The sequence below is a fragment of the Rhodoferax sp. genome, from assembly GCF_037143375.1.
Lineage (GTDB): Bacteria > Pseudomonadota > Gammaproteobacteria > Burkholderiales > Burkholderiaceae_C > Rhodoferax.
In genome coordinates, this window is record NZ_JBAWYV010000028.1 from 1 (window position 1) to 22693 (window position 22693).

The window sequence follows — 22693 nt, forward strand, 5'->3', positions numbered from 1 at the left end:
CGCCGCCGCACGCTGGAGCAACTCAAGCTGTACCACGTTCCACTGGGTGACGTGGCAGATTTGGCGATGAAGGATGCCTTTGACCGGTTGGCCGAATCTCAGGACGACAACCCGGTGTTGTACATTGAGGCCCGAGAGATCCAGGCGCGGCGCAAAGCCGGTGGTTTGGTGTGGTTTGACTTCAAAACGCTTTGCGGTGGACCGCGCTCCCAAAATGATTACCTTGAAATTGCCTCTCAGTTTCATACTGTGCTTTTGAGCGATGTGCCATTGATGCCTTCGCGCATGTCATCGGAGGCGCGGCGTTTTACCTGGCTGGTAGACGTGCTTTATGACCGGCGCGTCAAATTAATCATGTCGGCCGCCGTAGCGCCTGAAGAACTTTATACCGAAGGCATGCTGGCCCACGAGTTTCCCAGAACGGTGTCGCGCTTGAATGAAATGCAATCGAGTGAATATCTGGCCTTGGAGCGTCGCGTTGTGGACACCAGCTTGACATGAAAGTTCTCACTTTATGGGGGCTGTTGTTACTCACAAGTGCTTGCAACCTTGCCAATGCATCAGATGCCGAAATCGCTATTCTTACGACGCCGTCTTTGAATAGTGATGCAGAACGAAGTCGCATTCAGGCCGAGCGCGCGCGTGAAGAGGCGCTATTTTTGGCGGCAGAAGCGCAGTGTTACACACGGTTTGCTGTCAGTGATTGCATCAGGCAAGCCCGCAGTCACCGTCGCGAAATGCTGGACAAGCTTCGTCGGCAGGAAGTTTCCATCAATGATGCGGAGCGGAAACTAAAAGCGCTTGAGCAATTCGAGAAGATTCGGGAAAAATCCTCTGTGCAACGAGTCGAAGAAGATTCACTGCGCCGACTCGATGCGCAACAGGCTCAGAAAGAGCGTGAAGACAACGCCGCACAAAAAGCAAACGAGGCCAATAAGGTAAAGCCGGTGCAGTCCAGGGCTCAGCCCGCTTCTGAAGTGAAAAATACAAGCCGGTCACAGGAAGATATTGCCCGTGATCGAAAGCAATACCTAGACAAGCAGAAAGAAGCTGAAGCGCACCGGGCCAGCGTTTTAAAAAGTATCAAAGATAAAACGGAAGAGCCCAAAAAACCTCTGCCGACGTTTCCCTGAACTTAGCTCCCTAGTGGCTCAAGTTTGACGACGACCAAAGATAGATTGTCACCCCCGCCATGGCCACGCGATCGGGCTTTCTCGATCAAGAACTCGGTGGCTTCCCGGGCCGATAGCGTTGAGAGAATGGAGCCAATTTCGGCGTTGGTAAAGTAGTGCCACACACCATCGCTGCAGGCCATCAAGACATCGCCTGCTCGCAGTTTGGGGATGAAATGAGAATCTACGGGCGGGTCGTTTTCTGTCCCCAGGCAACCCATCAGAATATTTGATTGCGGGTGCACACTGGCTTGTTCCTCCGTGATCTCACCTCGATTGACCAAGGCTTGGACATAAGAGTGGTCCATGGTCCGTTTGACGAATTTCCCGGCGTAGAAATGGTAAATACGGGAATCACCGGCATGGGCCCAATAACAATCGCCACCCGGATTAATTAAAAAGGCAGCCACGGTACTGTGCGGTTCTTCTTCGGCCGATATGGCTGTCAATTTAATGACCGTGTGTGCTTCCAGAACGAGTTGCTTCAAAGTGGCATCTGCGTCATCTGTCTCAGGTGAATAGCGTTCAAACAGTTGTTTGGCGGTCAACATGACTTGGTCTGATGCTTTGCGTCCACCACTGCGCCCCCCCATTCCGTCTGCCAGCACGGCCAACAGGCATCCGCTGACTCTGGAGTGGCTCAGCAAGATGACCTGATCTTGCTGGTAGTCACGGTCACCTTTGTGGATGCCGGTTGATGCGGTGAGTCGGTAGCCTTTGGACATGATGATCTGCTTAAAAGCGAAGGTCTCTTAAATATGTACTAAAGTCGTATTATCAAGCCAACCCTGTACTTCCAACAGACCGAATACCTCGGTTTTCCCCATATAGATATTTTGGACTCGAACCTGAACTCCCCTGAACGTCGGCTGATTGATCTCCGGATTGAACACGGAGATCTTGATGCCATGATTGACCGGGCAAGCGAAAACCCGCTGGATGAACTCTTGTTGCGGCGTTTGAAAAAAAGACGTTTGGGCTTGCGTGATGAGATCATTCGAATTGAGCGCATCGTCACCCCTGACGAACCGGCCTGAATCATGAGTTTGCAGGAGGTGGTGGGTGATGCGTTCACGCCAGATGGACTGTTGTCGCGGACGATCGAAGCCTTTATGCCCAGGGCGGGTCAAACCGAGATGGCATCGGCTGTAGCACGTACGATTGACAACGGTGGTGTACTTGTTGTCGAGGCTGGAACCGGCATTGGCAAAACTTTTTCGTACTTGGTGCCAGCGCTTCTTAGTGGAAACCGAGTGCTCGTTTCCACTGCCACAAAAACGCTGCAAGACCAGTTGTTTGGTCGTGATATACCGCAGTTGGTCAAAGTTCTGGGCTTGCCCGTGCGCACCGCATTGCTCAAAGGGCGAAGCAGCTATTTGTGTTTGTACCGTTTGGAAATCGCCCGGCATGACCTCAATTTACCGGAGCACTTGGCAGCGCGGACGCTGGCCAAGGTTGAACAGTGGGCTCAGGTGACACAAACCGGCGACTTGTCTGAGTTGCCGGGACTTGACGAGCGGTCGCCTGTGATTCCATTCGTGACCTCTTCGCGTGACAACTGTCTGGGGGCGCAATGTCCACAATTTCGTGACTGCCATGTCAATCTTGCTCGCCGTAAGGCGCTTGCGGCCGATGTGGTGGTGGTGAATCACCATCTTTTTTTTGCTGATTTGGCGGTGCGTGACTCTGGTGTAGCCGAGTTGCTGCCATCGGTTCAAACCGTTATTTTTGATGAGGCGCATCAACTCAACGAAACCGGCGTCCAGTTCATGGGCAATCAACTGACAACGGGTCAATTACTGGACTTTGCCCGTGACTTGATGGCTGTTGGATTGCTTCATGCGCGTGGTTTACTGGATTGGCATGCGCTTGCTTCTGAGCTTGAGCACGCAGCACGTGACTTGCGGCTGGTTGTTGGTAAGTCGTATCCGGGCGCCAAACTGCGATGGGTTGGAGAATCTCCAGAATTGGTCGATGCAATAGAGTGGAAAGAAGCTATGGATGCGGTTCACGCTTCTTGCATCAAGGTCAACTTTGGGCTCGAAACAGTCAGTGAAATCGCCCCTGAACTGGTGCGGTTGAGTGAGCGTAATCAGGAATTTATTGATCGTATCAATTTTTTCTCGGGAAGTTGTCAACTTGATTCAGTGCGCTGGCTGGATGTTGGCATTCAATTGAGACTGGTTGAGTCGCCGTTAGATATTTGCAATACGGTCAAATCTCGAATGATCCAGGCCAACGATGAGTTGGTGGGTCGAAAGTCCTGGATTTTCACCTCGGCCACCTTGGGTAATGACGCCAAGTTACGCTGGTTTACTGAGCCATGTGGCCTGGATGAGGCTGAAATTTTAAAAGTGGAGAGTCCGTTCGATTATTCAGCGCAGGCAGTAGTTTATGTACCCCAACATTTGCCCAAACCCAATGACCCGACGCACAGTGCACAGGTCGCTGAGTTTGTCGCCAATGCTGCCGCCGTTATTGGAGGCCGCACCCTTGTCTTGACCACGACCTTGCGAGCGCTGAAAGTTGTTGCCGATTCATTACGCCAATGGTTTTCAAATTCAAAAAATTTGGATATTCTTGAGCAGGGAGAAATGCCCAAGCGGGAACTGATAGAGCGCTTTCGTCTTGGCAATCAGGACGGCCGCGCAGGCTGCATTCTGGTCGCTTCGGCTTCCTTTTGGGAGGGCGTGGACGTGCCTGGTGACGCATTACAGATGGTGGTTATTGACAAGCTACCATTTCCGCCGCCCAGCGATCCACAAGTAGAAGCGCGATCAAAACGACTTGAATCAAACGGTAAAAGCGTTTTTAACAGTTACTTTATGCGTGAAGCCGCTTTGGCACTCAAGCAAGGTGCCGGTCGGTTGATACGGCACGAGTCTGATCGCGGTATTTTGGTGATTTGCGATACCCGTGTGTCGTCGATGGGCTATGGACGGCGGTTGTTGGCGGCACTGCCGCCCATGCGAAGAATCAACTCTGAAGCGGAAATGGCAATCGAGCTAAACGCCCTTACCAGACCTTCCACCATGGATCCGAGTTGGATTTGAAGCCACGGGTCAGGAATTCAGTTTGGGGATAGTTCTTCTCCAGCACTCGTTTGGCATCGTCACGCAGTTGAGTCATGCCAAGGGCGTCGTAAGATTTGACGATGATGAACAGTGCTTCTTCCAGAGCTGGCATGCCTTGGTAGTCAGAAACCACGATTTGGGATCTGTTGATCGCGGCAACATAAGCACCCCGGGTAAAGTAATAACGCGCAACGTGAACCTCATACTGCGCCAATGAGGTCACGATATACGTCATGCGCAGAGTGGCATCTGGTGTATAGCGAGAGGCTGGAAAACGTGTCACCAACTCCTTGAATGACTCAAAAGATTCTTTGGCTGCCTTTTGATCTCGTTCTGCCAAATCTTGCCGGGTAACGGCTGAAAACATGCCGAGGTCATCGTTGAAATTGATAATGCCCTTGAGATACAAGGCGTAGTCAAGCGCCGGGCTGGCTGGATGCAATTTCATGAACCGATCAAGCGTTGCAATTGCTTGGGCTGTTTCGCCGGTCTTGTAATTGGCGTAAGCCTTGTCAAGTTGAGCCTGCTGAGCCAACGGGGTTCCGGCTGCACGGCCTTCGAGCTTTTCGAATAAGGCAACGGCTTTGTCGTAGGCGCCAGCATTCAACTCATCTTTGGCCTCGGCGTAGATCTTGTTGGGGCTCCATGAAGCCGTTTTATCTTCTGGGGTGGAGGCGCATCCTGCCAGAAACAAAGCTGCACCTGCCAGCGAACAGGCGCAGACAACCGATAATTTGGCTAGAAGCATGAAGGACAACTTTCTTGAAAAATACCGAATTGATTATATCGAGTGAGATTGATATCGAAGACATGGATGACCGTGCTGATGCCGGGCCAGATATAGAGTTACGTCATCTGATTTTTGGCGAAGCGCAGCATGGCGCGCGCCTGGACCGGGCTTTGGTCGAACTGGTGCCAGAATTTTCGCGCAGTTACTTGCAGCAATTAATTGATTTGGAAGGCGTGACGATCAATCAATCAGTGGTTCGAAAACCTTCGACGCGAGTTAAGGCGGGTGATCTTGGGGTTATTGAGTTGCGACCTACACCGCAAAGCCAGGCGTTCAAACCTGAAGTTATGGCGTTGGAAATTGTGTTCGAAGATGAACATCTCATGGTGATTAATAAACCAGCTGGACTGGTTGTTCACCCTGCGCCCGGAAACTGGAGCGGAACTTTGCTCAATGGTTTATTGGCGTATGACGAAAAAGCCATTAATTTGCCACGTGCCGGAATTGTTCACCGACTTGACAAAGATACCAGTGGCTTGATGGTGGTGGCGAGAACGCGCCCTGCCATGGATGCCTTGATTCGATTGATTGCGGCGCGTGACATGAGTCGACAGTACTTGGCATTGGCTCATAAAAATTGGCTTGGACCCCGTAGTCGGGAGGTGAATGCACCCATCGGTCGTGATCCACGCAATCGTTTGCGAATGGCTGTGGTCGATCTGGAAAAGAATGCTGGGAAGCTGGCGCGGACAGATATTGAACTCCTGCAGAATGGAAGCCAAGGATGCTTGGTCCAATGCTCGCTGCATACGGGTAGAACGCATCAAATTCGTGTTCACATGGCCTCTCTCGGGCATCCATTGGTTTCAGATTTGGTCTACGCTGGTGCAGTGGCCGCCGATATGCAACGGCAGGCGTTGCATGCTTGCCGCCTGTCCTTCATCCATCCAGTGACTCAAGAACTCATGCTTTTCAAGTCTAAATTGCCCGTTGATTTTGAAAACGCCTTGAGGCTTTGGGGTCTAAGTTACAATCAAACCTAGTTTTTTAAGACTGAAATCCCGGCAAGCCGCCGGTGATGCGCTGCAGATTCATCAATTTGCCTTGAGCGCTCCTACGATCCATTTTGAATTGCGCACCTTTATTGGTGCCTTCCTGGAATATCAATACCATGAATACGGCGGATGCCAAGCGCGTATTAGAAACCGCCTTGATTTGCTCTCAGCAGCCCTTGCAAATGCGCGATATGCGTGTTTTGTTTGATGATGGGTTGGGCGTTGACACGCTTAAAGTTCTGCTCCGAGAGTTGCAGCAGGAGTGGTCGCAACGCGGGGTTGAGTTGGTCAGTGTCGCCACGGGATGGCGTTTTCAGAGTCGCCCAGAAATGAGGGTCTATCTGGATCGTCTGCACCCGGAAAAGCCCCCTCGTTATACCCGTGCCACGTTGGAAACTCTCGCAATCATTGCTTACAGGCAACCCGTGACCCGTGGGGATATTGAGGACATTCGCGGTGTAACTGTTAATTCGTTACTTTTGAAACAACTTGAAGACAGGGGCTGGATTGAGGTAATTGGGCATAAAGAAGCGATTGGAAGACCCGCTCTTTTTGCAACCACCAAGCATTTTTTAGAAGATTTGGGCCTCGAAACACTGGATCAGTTGCCTTTACTGGATTCTCCAGTCCTGCAGACTGGTCTGATGGAGCAACTCAATAAAAGCGAGCCAGACTTTCAAGCCGAGCTTGATATTTCACCCGCTATGACTTCACCGGACAATAACGGCGACATGGCACAAGCAGCAACCACAACTGATGAGATCAGTTCTGGAGGCGAATTATTTTTCTTGACGGGAACTCAACCATGACCGCAAATATTTCCGATACGTCAGTATCTATTAAAGTAGATTCAGAAATCAAGCCTGAACAAGCCAAAAAAATTGAACCAGTCGCCACGGGTATTCGCTTTGATGATGTCGTTTCGGGTCAATTTGACGCAGACGAAGAGCGCGAAGATCTGGCTCCAAGCAAACGAGTTTTGGCGCCGATGGCTGAAACACCCAAGTTGCATAAAGTTCTTGCGCAAGCAGGAATGGGATCGCGGCTTGAAATGGAGCAGTTGATTTTGGAGGGCCGTATCACGGTCAATAACGAGCCAGCCCATATTGGCCAGCGCGTTCAAATGGGTGATCACGTCAAAGTCAATGGCAAGCCGATCAGATTCCGTATCGAAGCCCCACCACCGCGCGTCATTGCTTATCACAAGCCCGTGGGTGAGGTGGTTACGCATGACGATCCACAGAATCGGCCCACCGTATTTCGCAGACTTCCCAAGTTGTATCAGGGCAAGTGGCAGTCGGTCGGTCGCCTTGATCTGAATACGGAGGGTTTATTGCTTTTTACCAGTTCGGGTGAATTGGCCAATAATTTAATGCACCCTCGTTTTGGCTTGGAGCGCGAGTATGCGGTCCGTGTTCTCGGTGCCTTGAATAAGGATGAGAAACAACGACTCCTTGATGGTGTGAAGTTGGATGATGGCGCTGCACAGTTTGGCTCGATCGAAGAGGGTGGTGGTGAAGGTTCAAACTGTTGGTACCGAGTCACTATTTCTGAAGGCCGCAACCGAGAAGTTCGCCGTATGTTTGAGGCGGTGGGACATGCCGTTAGCCGTTTAATTCGCATCCGTTACGGTGCTATGGTTTTGCCGCGTGGACTCAAACGTGGCGCATGGATGGAATTAGACGAAGGCGATATCAAGTCATTGATGAAAGTGGCTGGAAATCGTGATTCAAGAGAATCTGCAGATGAATCAGGCCAAGGTAATTTGCCTGTTCTACGACGTGATGCCTCTGATAAAGCATCTGCGCCTCGAAATCGAAGTCGCGGTGTTCGAGGCAGTGGACCCCGCAGCTCAGGAACAGGGCAACGGAGCATGGGCTCGGGCGCAACAAAAAATTCTGGTCAAGGCGGAGCCACCCAACCTGATCCCCTGAAAACGGCTTTTGGCTACATCGGTGCCGACAGCTTTACAAGGCAAAGACAGGATCAGGGGCAGCAACGTGGGGGTGGAGGCTCTGGAAATGGGCAACGCAGAGGTGGAAAGAGTCGTTGAAAAGCGCTCAAGCGTAATGGTGTGAACCTTATTTGACCTCGCGCCAACATCAAGCGGTATTTCCCTGAATTTATCAATTACCGGGATGCACGGGTTAAAATTTGAGGCTTCGCCCGGTGGGTTGAAATTTAAACAAATTGTCCAGGAAAAACTATGACTATCGAACGTACTCTCTCCATCATCAAGCCTGATGCCGTTGCAAAAAACGTAATTGGCCAAATTTACGCACGCTTTGAAGCTGCAGGCTTAAAAGTTGTTGCCGCCAAGATGGTTTCATTGTCCCGTGGTGAGGCTGAAGCCTTTTACTCGGCTCACAAAGAGCGTTCATTCTTCAAGGATCTCGTTGATTTCATGGTTTCAGGCCCCGTCATGGTTCAAGCCCTCGAAGGTGAAAACGCTGTGTTGAAGCACCGTGACCTCATGGGCGCGACTGATCCGAAAAAAGCGGCTGCTGGAACCATTCGTGCTGACTTTGCTGACAGCATTGATGCCAATGCAGTTCATGGCTCTGATGCTGTTGACGCTGCTGCCGTGGAGATTAGCTTTTTCTTCCCCGGCATGAACATTTACTCGCGATAATTTAAAAAATGACGGTCAATCTACTCGATTACGATCTCGAGGGCTTGGCCGTTTTTTGTGAGCGGCTCGGTGAGAAGCGTTACCGTGCGGTTCAGTTATTTCGCTGGATTCACCAAAAAGGTGCCTCCAGTTTTGATGAAATGACTGACCTTGCGAAGTCATTTCGTGAGAAGCTAAAAATGTCCGCGCATATCAAGGCGCTCGATGTCATTTCTCAGCACATCTCCTCGGATGGGACCATCAAATGGTTGTTTAGCGTGGGTGGCGGGGATGCGGTCGAATCTGTATTCATTCCAGAAGATGATCGGGGAACTCTTTGTATTTCTTCGCAAGCAGGTTGTGCCGTGGGTTGTCGTTTTTGTTCGACTGGCCACCAAGGTTTTAGTCGAAACCTGAAAACGGGTGAAATCCTAGCTCAACTTTGGTTTGCAGAGCACTTCTTGCGAACACGCTTTAACAAAGTGGAGCGTGTGATTTCAAATGTGGTGATGATGGGTATGGGCGAGCCCTTGCAGAATTACACTGAATTAGTGCCGGCGCTTCGTGTCATGCTGGATGATCACGGTTATGGGTTGTCTCGTCGAAGAGTAACGGTGTCTACATCGGGTGTCGTGCCTATGATGGATCGTCTTGCCCTCGATTGCCCAGTAGCCCTGGCTGTTTCATTGCATGCACCAGATGATGTCCTTAGAGATAATCTCGTACCACTCAATAAAAAATACCCCATTGCTGAATTGTTGGATGCCTGCAATCGCTATCTGGTGCACGCCCCGAGAGACTTTATTACTTTTGAATACTGCATGCTAGATGGCGTTAATGATCAGGTTGATCATGCCAATCAGTTGGTAAGTCTTGTTCGTAAACATTCGAGTGGCGGTGTTTGGTGCAAGTTCAATTTAATCCCTTTCAATCCTTTTCCGGCCTCTGGTCTAACTTGTTCTTCACCGGCTCAAGTTAAGACTTTCGCAAGCATTTTGAGTGCTGCAGGCATAGTCACAACCATTCGGAAAACACGAGGTGACGATATTGATGCTGCTTGCGGTCAACTTGCCGGTGACGTCAAGGATCGTACCGGTATAAGTCAGCGAATTGCCCGTCAACGTACTTTCATGCTAAAGCCCATATCGGCTGAAAGCAAATAAGTCTGGGAGACTTGAGTCATGAAAATGAATACGATCCATTGGATGAAAATCAGATTTTGGATGCTTTACGCCTGTTTACTTGTTTCTGGCTTGAGTAGTATTTCTGGTTGTGCTGCCAAGTTAAATGATTCAGGTCCATCGGGCGACCGAATTGAAATGGTGACCGACTCCGATGAGCCAGATACGCGTAAACGTGCACGAATCCGCTTAGAACTAGCAGTGGGTTATTTTGAGCAGGGTCAAACAACGATTGCATTAGATGAGCTCAAGCAATCCATTGCTGCAGATCCAACATACAGTGATGCTTACAGTTTGCGTGGTTTGATTTATATGCGTCTCAATGATTTCAGGTTCGCAGAAGAAAGCTTTAAGAAGGCACTTTCGCTGAGTCCTCGTGATTCAAACGTCATGCACAATTTGGGTTGGTTGTTGTGTCAGCAGTCTCGATTCCCTGAGGCAAACCAGTTGTTTTCTCAATCACTTTCAAATCCTCAATATGGGGAGCGTGCCAAGACTTTTAGAGCTCAAGGTTTGTGTCAGGTAAGGGCAGGGCACAACGCAGAAGCAGAAATTAGTCTGCTGAAATCTTACGAGTTTGATGCAGGCAATCCTATAACCGCTTACAACTTGGCAACTTTGCTATTTCAACGCGGTGATTTCGTTAAGGCTCAGTTTTATGTGCGGCGCCTCAACAACACAGAGTTAGCCAATGCAGAGTCACTTTGGCTTGGTATAAAAGTAGAGCAAAAAATTGAGAATCGAGATGCCATGCTGCAACTTGCTGCGCAACTGGTAAAACGTTTTCCGCAATCCCGTGAAGCTGGCGCATACCAACGAGGCGCTTTCGATGAGTGAAGAAATTATTAATACCAATATAAATATGGATCGTACTCAAGAGTCAACTTCACAGTTGTCAGGTGGGGCTATGTTGCGTAAGGCACGTGAAGAAGCTGGCTTGCACATTGCCGCCTTGGCAGTTTCGTTAAAAGTGCCTGTTAAAAAGCTGGAAGCCCTTGAAACTGATCGCTTTGATTTGTTGCCAGATACGGTTTTCGTTCGTGCCCTGGCCGCCAGTGTCTGTCGTACTTTGAAAATTGACTCTGCCCCAATTTTGGAGAGGCTACCTCATTCGACGTCACCTCGACTTAAATCAGATGAGTCAGGTATCAACACCCCTTTTCGACCGGCTGGAAATGGGTCTTCTTTTGTCTTTATGAGTCAGCTTTCCAAACCGCTTGTTTTGGCTGTTTTGACTTTGCTGGTTGGTGCAGTAGTTATTATTTTCGTCCCTTTTAATCTTCCCTCAGGGATGTTTTCTACTCAAAAATCTGATGTCGCGCCATTAATTTATCCTGTTCCAAGTGCTTCCTCAGAAGCAAGCGTGAATGTAAATCAAGTAGTGACCGATGCATCAGCTTTGCCGCCGTTATCTGGCGTATCAAGTCCGGTTTTAACAAGCGAAGTTGCTGCCAGTGCCGTATCTGCGCCTGCTTCTTCCGTGCTGATGCCATCTGTAGCCGCTAATCTTGCAGGTACTGGCTCAACGACAGGAACGCTAGTCTTTAAGGCGCGGGGCGTCTCTTGGGTTGAAGTAATAGATGCTAAAGGTGTCGTGCAATTGCGTAAGACGATGGCTGAGGGCGAGAGCGTTGCAGCATCGGGTGTCATGCCGCTTTCTGTCGTGGTTGGCCGTGCCAGTAATATGGAAGCTCAAGTTAAGGGTCAAACCTTTGACTTGTCAAGCGTAGCAAAAGATAACGTTGCCCGTTTTGAGGTGAAATAGTGGACACTTTTTTGCCAATTAAAGCAGCAAATCCCAAGGCTCGAAACTCGCTGCAAGCGAGTGTGGTTTGGGGCTCGAAGGTCGTCACCATTGGTGGTGATGCGCCTGTGCGAATTCAGTCCATGACCAATACTGATACCGTTGATGTCATTGGTACCGCTATCCAAGTGAAGGAATTGGCGCTTGCAGGGTCTGAGTTGGTGCGGCTGACGGTGAACACACCAGAGGCGGCACAGGCAGTGCCGTATGTTCGAGAGCAACTTGACCGAATGGGGATAGATGTTCCTCTCATCGGTGATTTTCACTATAACGGTCATCGGCTACTTTCGGATTACCCCGCGTGTGCCCAAGCGCTGTCAAAATATCGAATCAATCCTGGCAATGTCGGCAAAGGTGACAAGCGCGATAAACAGTTTGGACAAATGATCGACGCGGCCATGAAGTGGAATAAACCAGTTCGAATCGGTGTCAATTGGGGGAGTCTGGATCAGGAGTTACTGGTCAGTTTGATGGATGAAAACAACCGTCGAGCTATCCCTTGGGATGCGAAACCTGTGATGTATGAGGCGTTGATAACCTCTGCTTTGGCGTCTGCTCATCTTGCTGAAGAGATGGGTTTAAGTAAAAACCAAATCATTCTTTCGTGCAAAGTGAGTGGTGTTCAAGATCTTGTATCTGTCTATCGTGAATTGTCCTTACGTTGCAACTATCCACTGCATCTCGGTCTTACCGAAGCGGGTATGGGTGCAAAGGGCGTTGTTGCCTCCGCTACGGCTCTTTCCATATTGCTGCAAGAAGGGATTGGGGACACCATTAGGGTTTCCTTGACGCCTCAACCAGGTGAAAGCAGAACTCAGGAAGTGGTGATCGCCTGCGAAATTTTGCAATCTCTTGAATTGCGATCTTTTGTTCCCAGTGTGACCGCTTGCCCTGGCTGTGGCCGGACTACGAGCACAACCTTTCAAGAACTGACCAAGCAAATTGAAGATTTTCTAAGGGAAAAGATGCCCGTGTGGCGCAGCCAATATCCGGGTGTTGAAAAGTTGAAGGTTGCTGTGATGGGGTGTATTGTTAATGGACCCGGGGAAAGTAAACACGCTGATATTGGCATCAGCTTACCTGGCACAGGTGAAGCACCCGCGGCACCGGTGTTTATTGATGGTGAAAAAAGTATAACTTTGCGTGGGGATTCGATTTCCCAAGAGTTTCAGAAAATTGTTGAAAACTATATTGAAAAGCGGTTCGGCAATCATTTGATTTCCACCGAGGTGTGATCGAGCTTATGACTAAAAAAGAAAACCCTCCTGCGACAGGAAAACTGACTGGCGTTAAAGGTATGAACGATGTCATGCCACCGGAATCGGCAGCGGTTGAATGGTTGGAAAGTCGTGTTCGATCACTGATGGCCCGATATGCCTATCGAAACATTCGGACCCCGATCGTTGAGAGAACTCCTTTATTTGTGAGAGGTTTGGGAGAAGTTACAGATATTGTCGAGAAAGAAATGTATTCATTTGAGGATCGGCTCAATGGTGATCCATTGACGCTTCGTCCTGAAGCGACTGCCGGTGTGGTGCGGGCGGTGGTAGAACACTCGATGTTGTATGAGGGGGGTAAGCGTCTTTATTACATCGGTCCTATGTTTCGTCACGAGCGTCCTCAGCGTGGGCGCTACCGTCAGTTCGACCAAATCGGGGCAGAGGCGCTTGGTTTTGGCGGTGCTGAAGTAGACGCAGAGTTGATACTGCTAGCCGTTGCCTTGTGGAAAGATGTCGGCTTGACCGACGTTCGCCTTGAGTTAAATAGTTTGGGTCAGCCTCAAGAGCGTGCGGCCCATCGTCAAGCCTTGATTGTTTATTTCGAACAGCACTTGGAATTGCTGGATGAAGATGCAAAGCGACGCCTCCACAGTAACCCCTTGCGTATTCTGGATACGAAAAATCCCGCGATGCAAGCTTTGGTTGAGGCCGCGCCCAGGCCACTGGACTATCTTGGCCGTGAATCACTGGCGCATTTCAATATGTTGAAAGAAATATTGGATGCAAACGGCGTGACATACACCGTTAATCCACGTTTGGTTCGCGGTATGGACTACTACAACCTGACCGTTTTTGAGTTCACTACAGATAGACTTGGTTCACAAGGTACGGTTTGTGCCGGTGGCAGGTACGATTATCTGGTTGAGCAATTGGGAGGCAAGCCAGCACCTGCAGTGGGCTGGGCACTCGGAGTTGATCGTGTATTGGAGCTCATCAAGGAGCAGTGCCTGGGTGTTATTGAACCTACGCTTGATGCGTATGCCATCGTTTCAGATGCGACAGCCTTGCCAATGGTGCTTCAAACACTTCAGACTTTGAGGTCTATGGGTATTAGTGTTCAAATGCACGCCAGTGTGGCTGGCAGTATGGGTAGCATGAAGTCACAATTTAAGCGGGCTGACAGCAGTAAAGCAAGACATGCGCTGATATTCGGCACAGATGAGGTCGAAAAAAACTTGGTAACTGTCAAATCGCTGCGAGAAGGTAGTGGCGAGCAGGTAACCCGGTCAATAGCTGAAATAGCTGACTGGGCATCCACCCTACAATCCATTCCTCTTAACTGAATATTTTCATGGCAAATCAATTAGATCTTGAAGAACAAGAGCAACTCGATCAGCTCAAGCATTTTTGGAAGCAATACGGAAACCTCATTACCTGGGCTTTGATTCTGGTTCTCGGTTTATTTGCAAGCTGGAATTTTTACCAGTATTGGCAGCGCAGCCAGGCAACACAAGCTGCTGCAATGTACGATGAAGTTGAACGGGTGGTTAAGTCCTCAGATGCTTCTAAAATAGACCGTGTCTTTGCGGACATGAAAGACCGTTTTTCGTCAACGACTTATGCTCAGCAGGCCGGTCTTTTGGTCGCGAAACAATATTACAGTGTTGGAAATGTTGAAGCATCTAAAGATGCTTTGAAATGGGTCGCCAATCAATCCTCAGATCCAGGATACCAAGCCATCGCTAAATTACGTTTGGCGGGTGTGTTGATGGACGCTAAAGCTTTTGATGAGGCACTTACACAGTTAAATAGTGCACATCCTGCAAGTTTCGATGCACTTGTGGCTGATCGAAAAGGCGACATTCTTTTGTTGCAAGGGAAAAAGACCGAAGCCATTGCTGAGTACGAAAAAGCATTCAAAAGCTTTGAATCTCGCACCGATTACCGTAAATTAGTTGAGGTTAAGTTGAATTCCCTCGGTATAGATCCCCAGCTCACTGGCGTTGCTGGAGCGGATGTGAAAAATAAGGTAACTGCACCTGCTGTTGTTTCGTCTGCATCTGAAGGTCAAAAGTGAAATTTCACATCTTTTTTTCGACAGCTTCCAAAGTGGTGCTGACCGCTGCCCTTGGCGGGATATTAGTGAGTTGCTCCAGCGGTCCTGAAAAACCTAAGCCTGCAGAATTAACGGCAAACCCAGCTCTTTTTGGGGTACGTTTGGCATGGACTACGAAAATTGGCACTGTCGATTTTCCACTGGACATTAAAGTCAATGGGACTAAGTTCTCGGTCGCCAGCACGGACGGCTTGGTTGGAAGTTTTGACGCGGTGACGGGTGCGGAAGTCTGGCGGACCCATGTGGGAACGCCAATCTCGGCCGGCGTTGGAAGTGATGGTCGATTCGCTTCTGTGGTGACACGCGGAAATGAATTAATTACGCTAGATGCAGGGCGTGAAATTTGGCGTCAAAAACTGTCTGCCCAAAGTTTCACCTCGCCATTGGTGGCTGGCGGACGTGTCTTTGTTCTAGCAGCTGACCGTTCTTTGTCTGCCTTTGATGCGCAGTCTGGAAGAAAGCTCTGGAATCAGCAGCGGCCTGGTGAGTCTTTGATCCTTCGTCAATCTGGTGTGTTGATGGCTGTTGGCGATACGCTGGTGGCTGGCTTTGCCGGACGACTTGTAGGCGTCAATCCTTTAAATGGAACGTCCCGCTGGGAGTCACCTATTGCGTCACCGCGTGGTACCAATGACATTGAACGACTGGTTGATCTGGTTGGACGAGTCAGTCGCGAGGCTGATGTGGTTTGTGCAAGGGCGTTTCAGGCTGCTGTGGGTTGCGTTGACGCCTCACGCGGTGCCCTGCTGTGGACCAAACCAGCGGACGGTTTTGTAGGTGTTCATGGGGATGAAAAATTTGTATTTGGGGTTGAGGGTGATGGAAAGATCATTGCTTGGCGCCGCGCAGATGGTGAGCGAGCCTGGATTTCTGAGCGCTTACGTTTTCGTAGCTTGACTGCTCCTCTTGTGGTTGGTCGGTCAGTTGCTGTCGGCGATGACGCAGGTTTTGTTCATTTGCTGTCTCGTGAAGACGGGTCGGTGCTGACTCGCATTACAACCGATGGTTCCGCTATCGCAACGGCTCCTGTGTTGGCTGGTGGTTCACTGGTGGTTGTCACCCGCAGTGGTGGTGTTTTTGGCTTTAAGCCTGAGTAAGTGTCGGACTTTAATTAATGAAACCAGTTTTGGCCCTTGTTGGCCGCCCCAACGTTGGGAAATCAACGCTTTTTAATCGCCTAACCAAGTCTCGCGATGCGATCGTGGCCGATTACGCAGGTTTGACCCGAGATCGCCATTACGGTAACGGAAAGCAAGGAAAGCACGAGTTCATTGCAATCGATACCGGCGGGTTTGAGCCGGATGCCACCACAGGAATTTTCAAGGAAATGGCTAAGCAGACCCGTCAGGCGGTCGCTGAAGCTGACGTGGTTATTTTTGTGGTCGATGCACGGGAAGGAATTTCAGCCCAGGATCATGAGATCGCTAAATATCTCCGTCGACTTGGAAAACCGTGTGTCCTCGCCGCCAATAAGTCTGAAGGCATGCTTGCTGGCGCGCAACTGGTCGAGTTTTTTGAACTTGGCCTGGGTCAAGTTCACCCTGTTTCTGCTGCACATGGTCAGGGCATCACGACATTGCTTGAGTTAGCTTTTGAGCCTCTTCATCTCGAGGATCCAGAGGACGAAGTTGAGGAACGCGAGCCTGGTGTGATCAAGTTGGCTGTTGCCGGGCGACCTAATGTGGGCAAATCTACCCTGATAAACACTTGGTTGGGTGAAGAGCGCTTGGTGGCGTTTGACCTTCCAGGGACCACGCGCGATGCGATTTCTGTGCCGTTTGAGCGCAATGGTCAAAAGTTTGAATTGGTGGATACGGCTGGCTTGCGTCGCAAAGGCAAAGTTTTCGAGGCCATCGAGAAATTCTCGGTCGTCAAAACACTTCAGGCAATTGAATCTTCAAATGTTGTTCTGTTACTGATTGATGCAACACAAGGCGTCACTGATCAGGATGCTCATATTGCAGGCTATATTCTTGAAAACGGCAGAGCAGTAGTCCTTGCTGTTAATAAATGGGATGCCATTGACGAATACCAGCGCGAGTTGGTCAAGCGTTCCATTGAGACTCGCTTGCCATTTTTGAAGTTTGCAACCTTGCATTTGATATCGGCAACCAAGAGGCAAGGTTTGGGTCCACTGTGGGCGTCCATTGCACAAGCCTACAAAGCGGCTAATTGCAAGATGTCAACGCCCATTTTGACCCGTTTATTGCTTGAAGCAGTACAGTTTCAAAGTCCCAAGCGTTCAGGAATGTACCGTCCCAAGCTTCGCTATGCTCATCAAGGCGGTATGAATCCGCCAGTGATTATTATTCACGGTAATTCGCTTGAGCACGTGACTGATGGCTATAAACGCTTTCTTGAAGGTCGTTTCCGTAAGGAATTTGATTTGGTAGGCACCCCGATGCGTATTGAATTTAAAACTTCTGCCAATCCATTTGCCGACAGATCCGCATAAAAACATTGCGAATTTCGTATCTTTATGTGGGTATGTAAAAGCCTCGGCTGAGATGCCACTTTGCTGTGGTATCGTCCATTTTTATTTTTTTCAATTTACTTAAACACGGAGAATATCGTGAGCAACAAAGGTCAGTTACTTCAAGATCCATTCCTCAACGCTTTGCGTCGTGAGCATGTTCCAGTTTCAATTTACTTGGTCAATGGCATCAAACTGCAAGGGCAGATAGAGTCTTTTGATCAGTACGTTGTTTTGCTTCGCAATACTGTGACACAAATGGTCTACAAGCATGCCATCTCCACCATTGTGCCGGGACGCGCTGTGAACTTTACAACCGGCGAGGGTGACGAGCCTGCAACCGCTTAATGATTCTTCGGCCCCAACCATTCTGGTTGGAGTCGATTTTGGATTGCCTAATTTCGATAGTGAGCTCGAGGAGTTAGGTTTGTTGGCACAGACCGCAGGCCTAAATCCTGTGGCGCGTATGACTTGCAAGCGTAAAGCGCCAGATGCTGCGCTGTTTGTTGGCAGCGGTAAGGCTGACGAAATCAAGTTATTGGCCAATCAGTTAGGTGCCGTTGAGGTCCTATTTGATCAAAGTTTGAGTCCCGCACAGCAGCGCAATCTTGAGAGAAAACTTGAGTTGCCTGTCAATGACCGCACACTTTTAATTCTTGAGATTTTTGGTCAAAGAGCCCGTAGTCACGAGGGAAAGTTGCAGGTTGAGTTGGCTCGAATGCAATACCTCAGCACCCGATTGGTCCGCCGTTGGTCTCATTTGGAGCGCCAGAGTGGTGGTATCGGAATGCGTGGGGGTCCTGGTGAAACCCAGATTGAGCTTGACCGACGCATGATCGGTGAAAACATCAAAAAGATCAAAGATCGTTTGACCAAGGTGAAGCGTCAGCGTCAGACGCAGCGGCGTCAGCGCGAAAGGCGTGACGCTTTTAATATTTCACTGGTGGGTTACACGAACGCAGGCAAATCAACACTCTTCAATGCGTTGGTTAAAGCGAAAGCCTATGCAGCAGATAAATTGTTTGCAACCCTTGACACCACCACTCGCCAGCTTTATCTGGGTGAGGCGGGGAGATCAGTCTCACTTTCCGACACGGTAGGTTTCATACGTGATCTCCCACATGGTTTGATTGATGCTTTTCAGGCGACTTTGCAGGAAGCGGTTGATGCAGATTTGCTGCTTCACGTCGTCGATGTTGCAAGTCCTCATTTCTCAGAGCAGATGGCAGAGGTTCAACGTGTGTTGCAAGAGATTGGCGCCGCTGATATACCCCAAGTGCTTGTTTTTAATAAATTAGATGCCCTTGACGAAACACGTCGTCCTCATCACCTTGTCGATACTTTCGATCTGAATGGTGTTCAAACTCCGCGTATTTTTTTAAGTGCAAAAAATGGAGAAGGTCTCCAAGCCTTGCGGTCTGAGCTTGCCCGCATCGTGATGGGAGGTACTTTGCCAGAGGGCTATGCCGGAGATTTCCCTGAGAGTCATGTGGCAAGCCTTGAGTAGGCACAATTAGATAACGAAACACAAGAGAAGAAGAGATGAAACTTCATTTGCGAAATTTTCGCTGGGCTTTCCTGCCAGAGCGAGTCAGGGGCATGTTCAACCTGAATGATCCACGGTGGGGCCGGGATGAGGGTAAGTCCACTGATGGCGAGAAGATAGAACCACCAACCTCTGATGCCAAGGATCCGGTCAAGCCTGTCAACAACAGCAACGAACGAGGACCAAAGCGGGGCTCAAACCAGGGCCCGCCTGATCTGGACGAGCTTTGGCGTGATTTCAACCGCAAACTCGGGGGCTTGTTCGGCGGCTTGAAAAATGCGGGTCGTGGGTTGCCGGGCGGAACGGGCGGTGGCAATGGTTCTGGTGGTGGTTTCCAACCCGACATGAAGAGCGCGGGCATCGGTGCAGGCTTGATCGTGGGTGTTGTATTCCTGATCTGGTTGGGAACAGGGTTTTTCATTGTTCAAGAGGGCCAGCAGGCCGTCATTACCCAGTTCGGTAAATACAAATCTTCGGTGGGTGCTGGTTTTAACTGGCGGCTACCGTACCCGATACAACGTCACGAGTTGATTTTCGTGACGCAAATTCGCTCAGTTGATGTGGGTCGCGATACGGTCATCAAGGCGACGGGCCTGCGCGAGTCAGCCATGCTCACCGAAGATGAAAATATTGTTGAAATCAAATTCGCTGTTCAGTACCGCCTCAGTGATGCGCGTGCTTTCTTGTTTGAAAGTAAAAATCCGGCCGAGGCTGTGGTTCAGGCTGCTGAAACTGCGGTGCGCGAAGTGGTCGGCAAGATGCGTATGGACAGTGCACTCTCCGAAGAGCGTGATCAGATTGCCCCTCGTGTTCGTGCCTTGATGCAAAAAATACTGGATCGCTACAAAGTTGGTATTGAAGTCGTCGGTATTAACTTGCAACAAGGGGGGGTACGACCTCCAGAGCAGGTGCAAGCCGCCTTTGATGATGTATTAAAAGCAGGTCAAGAGCGCGAACGAGCCAAGAATGAAGCTCAGGCTTACGCCAATGACGTGGTCCCGCGAGCAGTTGGCTCTGCTTCGCGACTGAAAGAAGAAGCTGATGCCTACAAAGCCAAAATCGTCGCTCAAGCACAAGGTGATGCTCAACGTTTCAAATCAGTGTTGGCTGAGTATCAAAAAGCACCGCAGGTTACCCGTGACCGTATGTACCTTGACTCCATGCAGCAGATTTACAGTAACGTGACCAAAGTGTTAGTGGACTCGAAGCAGGGATCAAACTTGTTGTATCTGCCGCTTGACAAGATTATGCAAATGACGGGTCCGGGTTCTACGGGCACTGAGCCTGCGGTGGCGCCCACATCGGCCTCACCTGCGACTGCTCCCATTACATCGACCCCTGATACGCGTGCCCGGGACGTTTCCCGCTCACGTGATCGTGACACACGCTAGGAGCCCAGAATGAACAGGCTAGGTTTTATTTTTTCTTCGCTGTTGGTGGCTCTTGCGCTCGCCAGTTCCATGTTGTTCGTGGTCGATCAGCGTCAATTTGGTGTGGTTTATGCCTTGGGGCAGATTAAAGAGGTCATTACCGAGCCCGGTTTGAACTTCAAATTGCCGCCGCCCTTTCAAAATGTTTCTTATATTGACAAGCGACTGTTGACGCTGGAGACCAGCGACACCGAGCCCATGCTCACGGCCGAAAAGCAGCGTGTTGTGATTGACTGGTATGTGCGTTGGCGCATTTCTGAGCCTACTCAGTACATCCGTAACGTTGGTTTGACCGAGGCCGATGGTGCCAACCAACTTAACCGCGTGGTGCGCAACGCGTTTCAGGAAGAAATCAACAAGCGCACGGTTAAAGAGTTGCTGTCAACCAAACGCGAAGCCATTACGGCTGATGTGAAGGCCGAAGTACTCGATAAGGTCAAGGGTACTAAACCTTGGGGTGTCGATGTGGTTGATGTCCGCATCACCCGGGCCGATTATGTGGATGCAATCACCGAGTCGGTTTACCGCCGCATGGAGGCCGAGCGTAAGCGCGTGGCCAATGAATTGCGTTCAACCGGGGCCGCTGAAGGCGAAAAGATTCGCGCTGATGCGGATCGTCAGCGCGAAGTGACGGTGGCTAACGCCTACCGCGATGCGCAGAAATTCAAAGGCGAGGGCGATGCTGAAGCGGCCCGCATTTATGCCGAAGCTTTTGGTCGCGATCCCCAATTCGCCCAGTTTTATCGCAGCCTCGATGCCTACAAGGCCAGCTTCAATAAAAAGAGCGATGTCATGGTAGTCGACCCCTCTGCTTCAGAATTCTTCAAGGTGTTTCGTGGAAGCACGGCTCTAACACCGCCCAAGAAATGAAATCTTAATTTTGGGTAGCGATACCTTTTGGATGGCGATGGCCTTGGTGCTGGTGATTGAGGGGCTTTATCCCTTTTTGTCACCGCAAGGCTGGCGCCGAATGTTCCTGCAGATTCTTCAACTAGGCGACGGACAACTGCGTTTCTTTGGAATGTGCAGCATTCTTGCCGGTGTGTTTTTGATTTGGTCACTGTTATGAGAAATTCCGGCGTCTAAGCCCGGTAAAATCGCGTTTTTAACAGCCTCCCATAATCACATGTCTGCTTGGGTACTGCCGGATCACATTGCCGATGTTTTGCCTTCTGAAGCGCGGCACATCGAAGAACTTCGTCGCGACTTGTTGGACATGGCGCGTTGCTATGGCTATGAGTTGGTCATGCCGCCGCTGCTGGAACACCTGGAGTCGCTCCTGACCGGTGCTGGCGAAGCGCTAGATCTTCAAACATTTAAATTAGTTGACCAACTCTCAGGTCGCATGATGGGCTTGAGGGCCGATAGTACGCCTCAGGTTGCCCGAATTGATGCGCATTTGTTAAACCGCCAAGGCGTTACCCGGCTCTGTTATTGCGGGCCAGTTTTGCACACACGCCCTGGTAGCCCGCATGCCACGCGTGAGCCCTTGCAGTTCGGTGCTGAAATTTATGGGCATGCCGGGTTGGAAGCTGATCTTGAAACTCTGCTGCTGTCGCTTGATGGCCTCAAGGTCGCCAAGGTTCAGTCACCCAGTGTCGATATGGCCGATGCCCGCATTATCAAAGCCCTTCTGGCTGGAGAGTCTCTTCAATCAGACGCGCTGTCTCAGATTCATTCGGCACTGGCCGCCAAAGACAGTAGCGAGCTCAGTACGCTGACCAAAAATTTCGCGCCCTCTGTGCGCCAGAGTCTCTTGGCCCTGGTTCAACTCTACGGTGATGAAAAAGTCCTGGTTGAGGCTGGAAAACACCTGCAGCCCTTGCCCGCTGTGCAGCAAGCGCTGTCAAGTCTCAAGTGGTTGGCCAGTCAGCTTCACGGTACCAACGTTACTTTTGACCTGGCTGACATGCGCGGTTATGCCTACTACACTGGCACCCGTTTTTCTATCTACGCCCAAGGTGCGAGTGATGCGCTGGTGCGGGGTGGTCGATATGACCAGGTTGGTGCCGTGTTTGGTCGTAATCGCCCCGCTGCTGGTTTTAGTTTGGATGTCAAAGCGCTGGTGGGCGTGCTAGCTGCGCCGCCTTTGCGTGCGGCCATCAAGGCCCCGTGGCGTGATGATGCTGGTTTACGTGTGGCCATTGCGTCATTGCGCGCGCAAGGTGAAACAGTTGTCTGTGTTTTGCCGGGCCATGAGAGCGAAGTTGATGAGTTCCATTGTGATCGCGACCTAATTCAGGTCGCGGGACAGTGGGTCGTGAAATCTGTTTGAGAAATA

General features: G+C 50.3%; 24 protein-coding genes. 22 read left to right on the forward strand and 2 right to left on the reverse strand.

What is annotated here, in order from left to right; translation table 11 throughout:
- Both zapE and WCG50_RS06580 read left to right on the forward strand, forming a co-directional pair.
- Positions 1 to 501: cell division protein ZapE (gene zapE, locus WCG50_RS06575; RefSeq protein WP_336898785.1), on the forward strand; the 501-nt coding region annotated here is incomplete at its 5' end.
- On the forward strand, positions 498 to 1133 hold the full coding sequence (locus WCG50_RS06580; protein WP_336898786.1) for a hypothetical protein: 636 nt from the start codon (positions 498 to 500) through the stop codon (positions 1131 to 1133). The genes zapE and WCG50_RS06580, both read left to right, overlap by 4 nt.
- Positions 1134 to 1135: 2 nt before the next feature.
- On the opposite strand, the gene WCG50_RS06585 is transcribed toward WCG50_RS06580, so the two are convergent.
- Positions 1136 to 1897: a protein phosphatase 2C domain-containing protein gene (locus WCG50_RS06585; RefSeq protein ID WP_336898787.1), complete on the reverse strand. Its 762-nt coding sequence runs from the start codon at positions 1895 to 1897 to the stop codon at positions 1136 to 1138.
- A gap of 111 nt (positions 1898 to 2008) precedes the next feature.
- Between WCG50_RS06585 and WCG50_RS06590 the strand changes: the two genes are divergently transcribed.
- Both WCG50_RS06590 and WCG50_RS06595 read left to right on the forward strand, forming a co-directional pair.
- Entirely contained in the window at positions 2009 to 2209 is a 201-nt protein-coding gene (locus WCG50_RS06590) for a DUF465 domain-containing protein (protein WP_336898788.1), read from the forward strand.
- Between the two features lie 3 nt (positions 2210 to 2212).
- Complete coding sequence (locus WCG50_RS06595; RefSeq protein WP_336898789.1) at positions 2213 to 4225, forward strand: ATP-dependent DNA helicase; 2013 nt, start codon at positions 2213 to 2215, stop codon at positions 4223 to 4225.
- Here WCG50_RS06595 and WCG50_RS06600 read toward each other — a convergent pair.
- Positions 4188 to 4994: an outer membrane protein assembly factor BamD gene (locus WCG50_RS06600; RefSeq protein ID WP_336898790.1), complete on the reverse strand. Its 807-nt coding sequence runs from the start codon at positions 4992 to 4994 to the stop codon at positions 4188 to 4190. The two genes, WCG50_RS06595 and WCG50_RS06600, sit on opposite strands and share 38 nt — an antisense overlap.
- A 62-nt stretch (positions 4995 to 5056) precedes the next feature.
- On the opposite strand from WCG50_RS06600, the gene WCG50_RS06605 reads away from it, so the two are divergent.
- From WCG50_RS06605 to WCG50_RS06690, 18 genes are all read left to right on the forward strand, one after another.
- Entirely contained in the window at positions 5057 to 6019 is a 963-nt protein-coding gene (locus WCG50_RS06605) for an RluA family pseudouridine synthase (RefSeq protein WP_336898821.1), read from the forward strand.
- A 128-nt stretch (positions 6020 to 6147) separates the two neighbouring features.
- Positions 6148 to 6840, forward strand: a complete 693-nt coding sequence (gene scpB / locus WCG50_RS06610) for an SMC-Scp complex subunit ScpB (protein ID WP_336898791.1) — start codon at positions 6148 to 6150, stop codon at positions 6838 to 6840.
- Positions 6837 to 8084, forward strand: a complete 1248-nt coding sequence (locus WCG50_RS06615) for a pseudouridine synthase (protein WP_336898792.1) — start codon at positions 6837 to 6839, stop codon at positions 8082 to 8084. The genes scpB and WCG50_RS06615 overlap by 4 nt, the downstream gene beginning before the upstream one ends.
- Before the next feature lie 153 nt (positions 8085 to 8237).
- On the forward strand, positions 8238 to 8663 hold the full coding sequence (gene ndk, locus WCG50_RS06620) for a nucleoside-diphosphate kinase (RefSeq protein WP_336898793.1): 426 nt from the start codon (positions 8238 to 8240) through the stop codon (positions 8661 to 8663).
- 8 nt (positions 8664 to 8671) lie between these two features.
- Positions 8672 to 9805, forward strand: a complete 1134-nt coding sequence (gene rlmN / locus WCG50_RS06625; protein ID WP_336898794.1) for a 23S rRNA (adenine(2503)-C(2))-methyltransferase RlmN — start codon at positions 8672 to 8674, stop codon at positions 9803 to 9805.
- A gap of 18 nt (positions 9806 to 9823) precedes the next feature.
- A complete protein-coding gene (pilW, locus tag WCG50_RS06630; RefSeq protein ID WP_336898795.1) occupies positions 9824 to 10660 on the forward strand; it encodes a type IV pilus biogenesis/stability protein PilW in 837 nt (278 codons plus the stop codon).
- Positions 10653 to 11588: a RodZ domain-containing protein gene (locus WCG50_RS06635; RefSeq protein WP_336898796.1), complete on the forward strand. Its 936-nt coding sequence runs from the start codon at positions 10653 to 10655 to the stop codon at positions 11586 to 11588. Before pilW ends, WCG50_RS06635 begins: the two co-directional genes overlap by 8 nt.
- Positions 11588 to 12862 (forward strand): flavodoxin-dependent (E)-4-hydroxy-3-methylbut-2-enyl-diphosphate synthase, encoded by a 1275-nt coding sequence (gene ispG / locus WCG50_RS06640; protein WP_336898797.1) that lies wholly within the window; start codon positions 11588 to 11590, stop codon positions 12860 to 12862. Before WCG50_RS06635 ends, ispG begins: the two co-directional genes overlap by 1 nt.
- Before the next feature lie 8 nt (positions 12863 to 12870).
- Positions 12871 to 14190 (forward strand): histidine--tRNA ligase, encoded by a 1320-nt coding sequence (gene hisS / locus WCG50_RS06645; protein ID WP_336898798.1) that lies wholly within the window; start codon positions 12871 to 12873, stop codon positions 14188 to 14190.
- An 8-nt stretch (positions 14191 to 14198) separates the two neighbouring features.
- Positions 14199 to 14924 (forward strand): tetratricopeptide repeat protein, encoded by a 726-nt coding sequence (locus WCG50_RS06650; protein ID WP_336898799.1) that lies wholly within the window; start codon positions 14199 to 14201, stop codon positions 14922 to 14924.
- Positions 14925 to 14956: 32 nt separating this feature from the next.
- Positions 14957 to 16060, forward strand: a complete 1104-nt coding sequence (gene bamB / locus WCG50_RS06655; protein WP_336898822.1) for an outer membrane protein assembly factor BamB — start codon at positions 14957 to 14959, stop codon at positions 16058 to 16060.
- Between the two features lie 17 nt (positions 16061 to 16077).
- A complete protein-coding gene (der, locus tag WCG50_RS06660; RefSeq protein ID WP_336898800.1) occupies positions 16078 to 17418 on the forward strand; it encodes a ribosome biogenesis GTPase Der in 1341 nt (446 codons plus the stop codon).
- A 117-nt stretch (positions 17419 to 17535) separates the two neighbouring features.
- Positions 17536 to 17784, forward strand: coding sequence for an RNA chaperone Hfq (hfq, locus tag WCG50_RS06665; RefSeq protein ID WP_336898801.1), 249 nt, complete (start codon positions 17536 to 17538; stop codon positions 17782 to 17784).
- Positions 17762 to 18943: a GTPase HflX gene (hflX, locus tag WCG50_RS06670; RefSeq protein WP_336898802.1), complete on the forward strand. Its 1182-nt coding sequence runs from the start codon at positions 17762 to 17764 to the stop codon at positions 18941 to 18943. Before hfq ends, hflX begins: the two co-directional genes overlap by 23 nt.
- 35 nt (positions 18944 to 18978) lie before the next feature.
- A complete protein-coding gene (gene hflK, locus WCG50_RS06675) occupies positions 18979 to 20373 on the forward strand; it encodes an FtsH protease activity modulator HflK (RefSeq protein WP_336898803.1) in 1395 nt (464 codons plus the stop codon).
- 9 nt (positions 20374 to 20382) lie between these two features.
- Entirely contained in the window at positions 20383 to 21282 is a 900-nt protein-coding gene (gene hflC / locus WCG50_RS06680; RefSeq protein ID WP_336898804.1) for a protease modulator HflC, read from the forward strand.
- Positions 21283 to 21292: 10 nt separating this feature from the next.
- Entirely contained in the window at positions 21293 to 21481 is a 189-nt protein-coding gene (locus WCG50_RS06685; RefSeq protein WP_336898805.1) for a DUF2065 domain-containing protein, read from the forward strand.
- Positions 21482 to 21538: 57 nt separating this feature from the next.
- Complete coding sequence (locus tag WCG50_RS06690; protein WP_336898806.1) at positions 21539 to 22687, forward strand: ATP phosphoribosyltransferase regulatory subunit; 1149 nt, start codon at positions 21539 to 21541, stop codon at positions 22685 to 22687.
- Positions 22688 to 22693 lie beyond the last annotated feature (6 nt).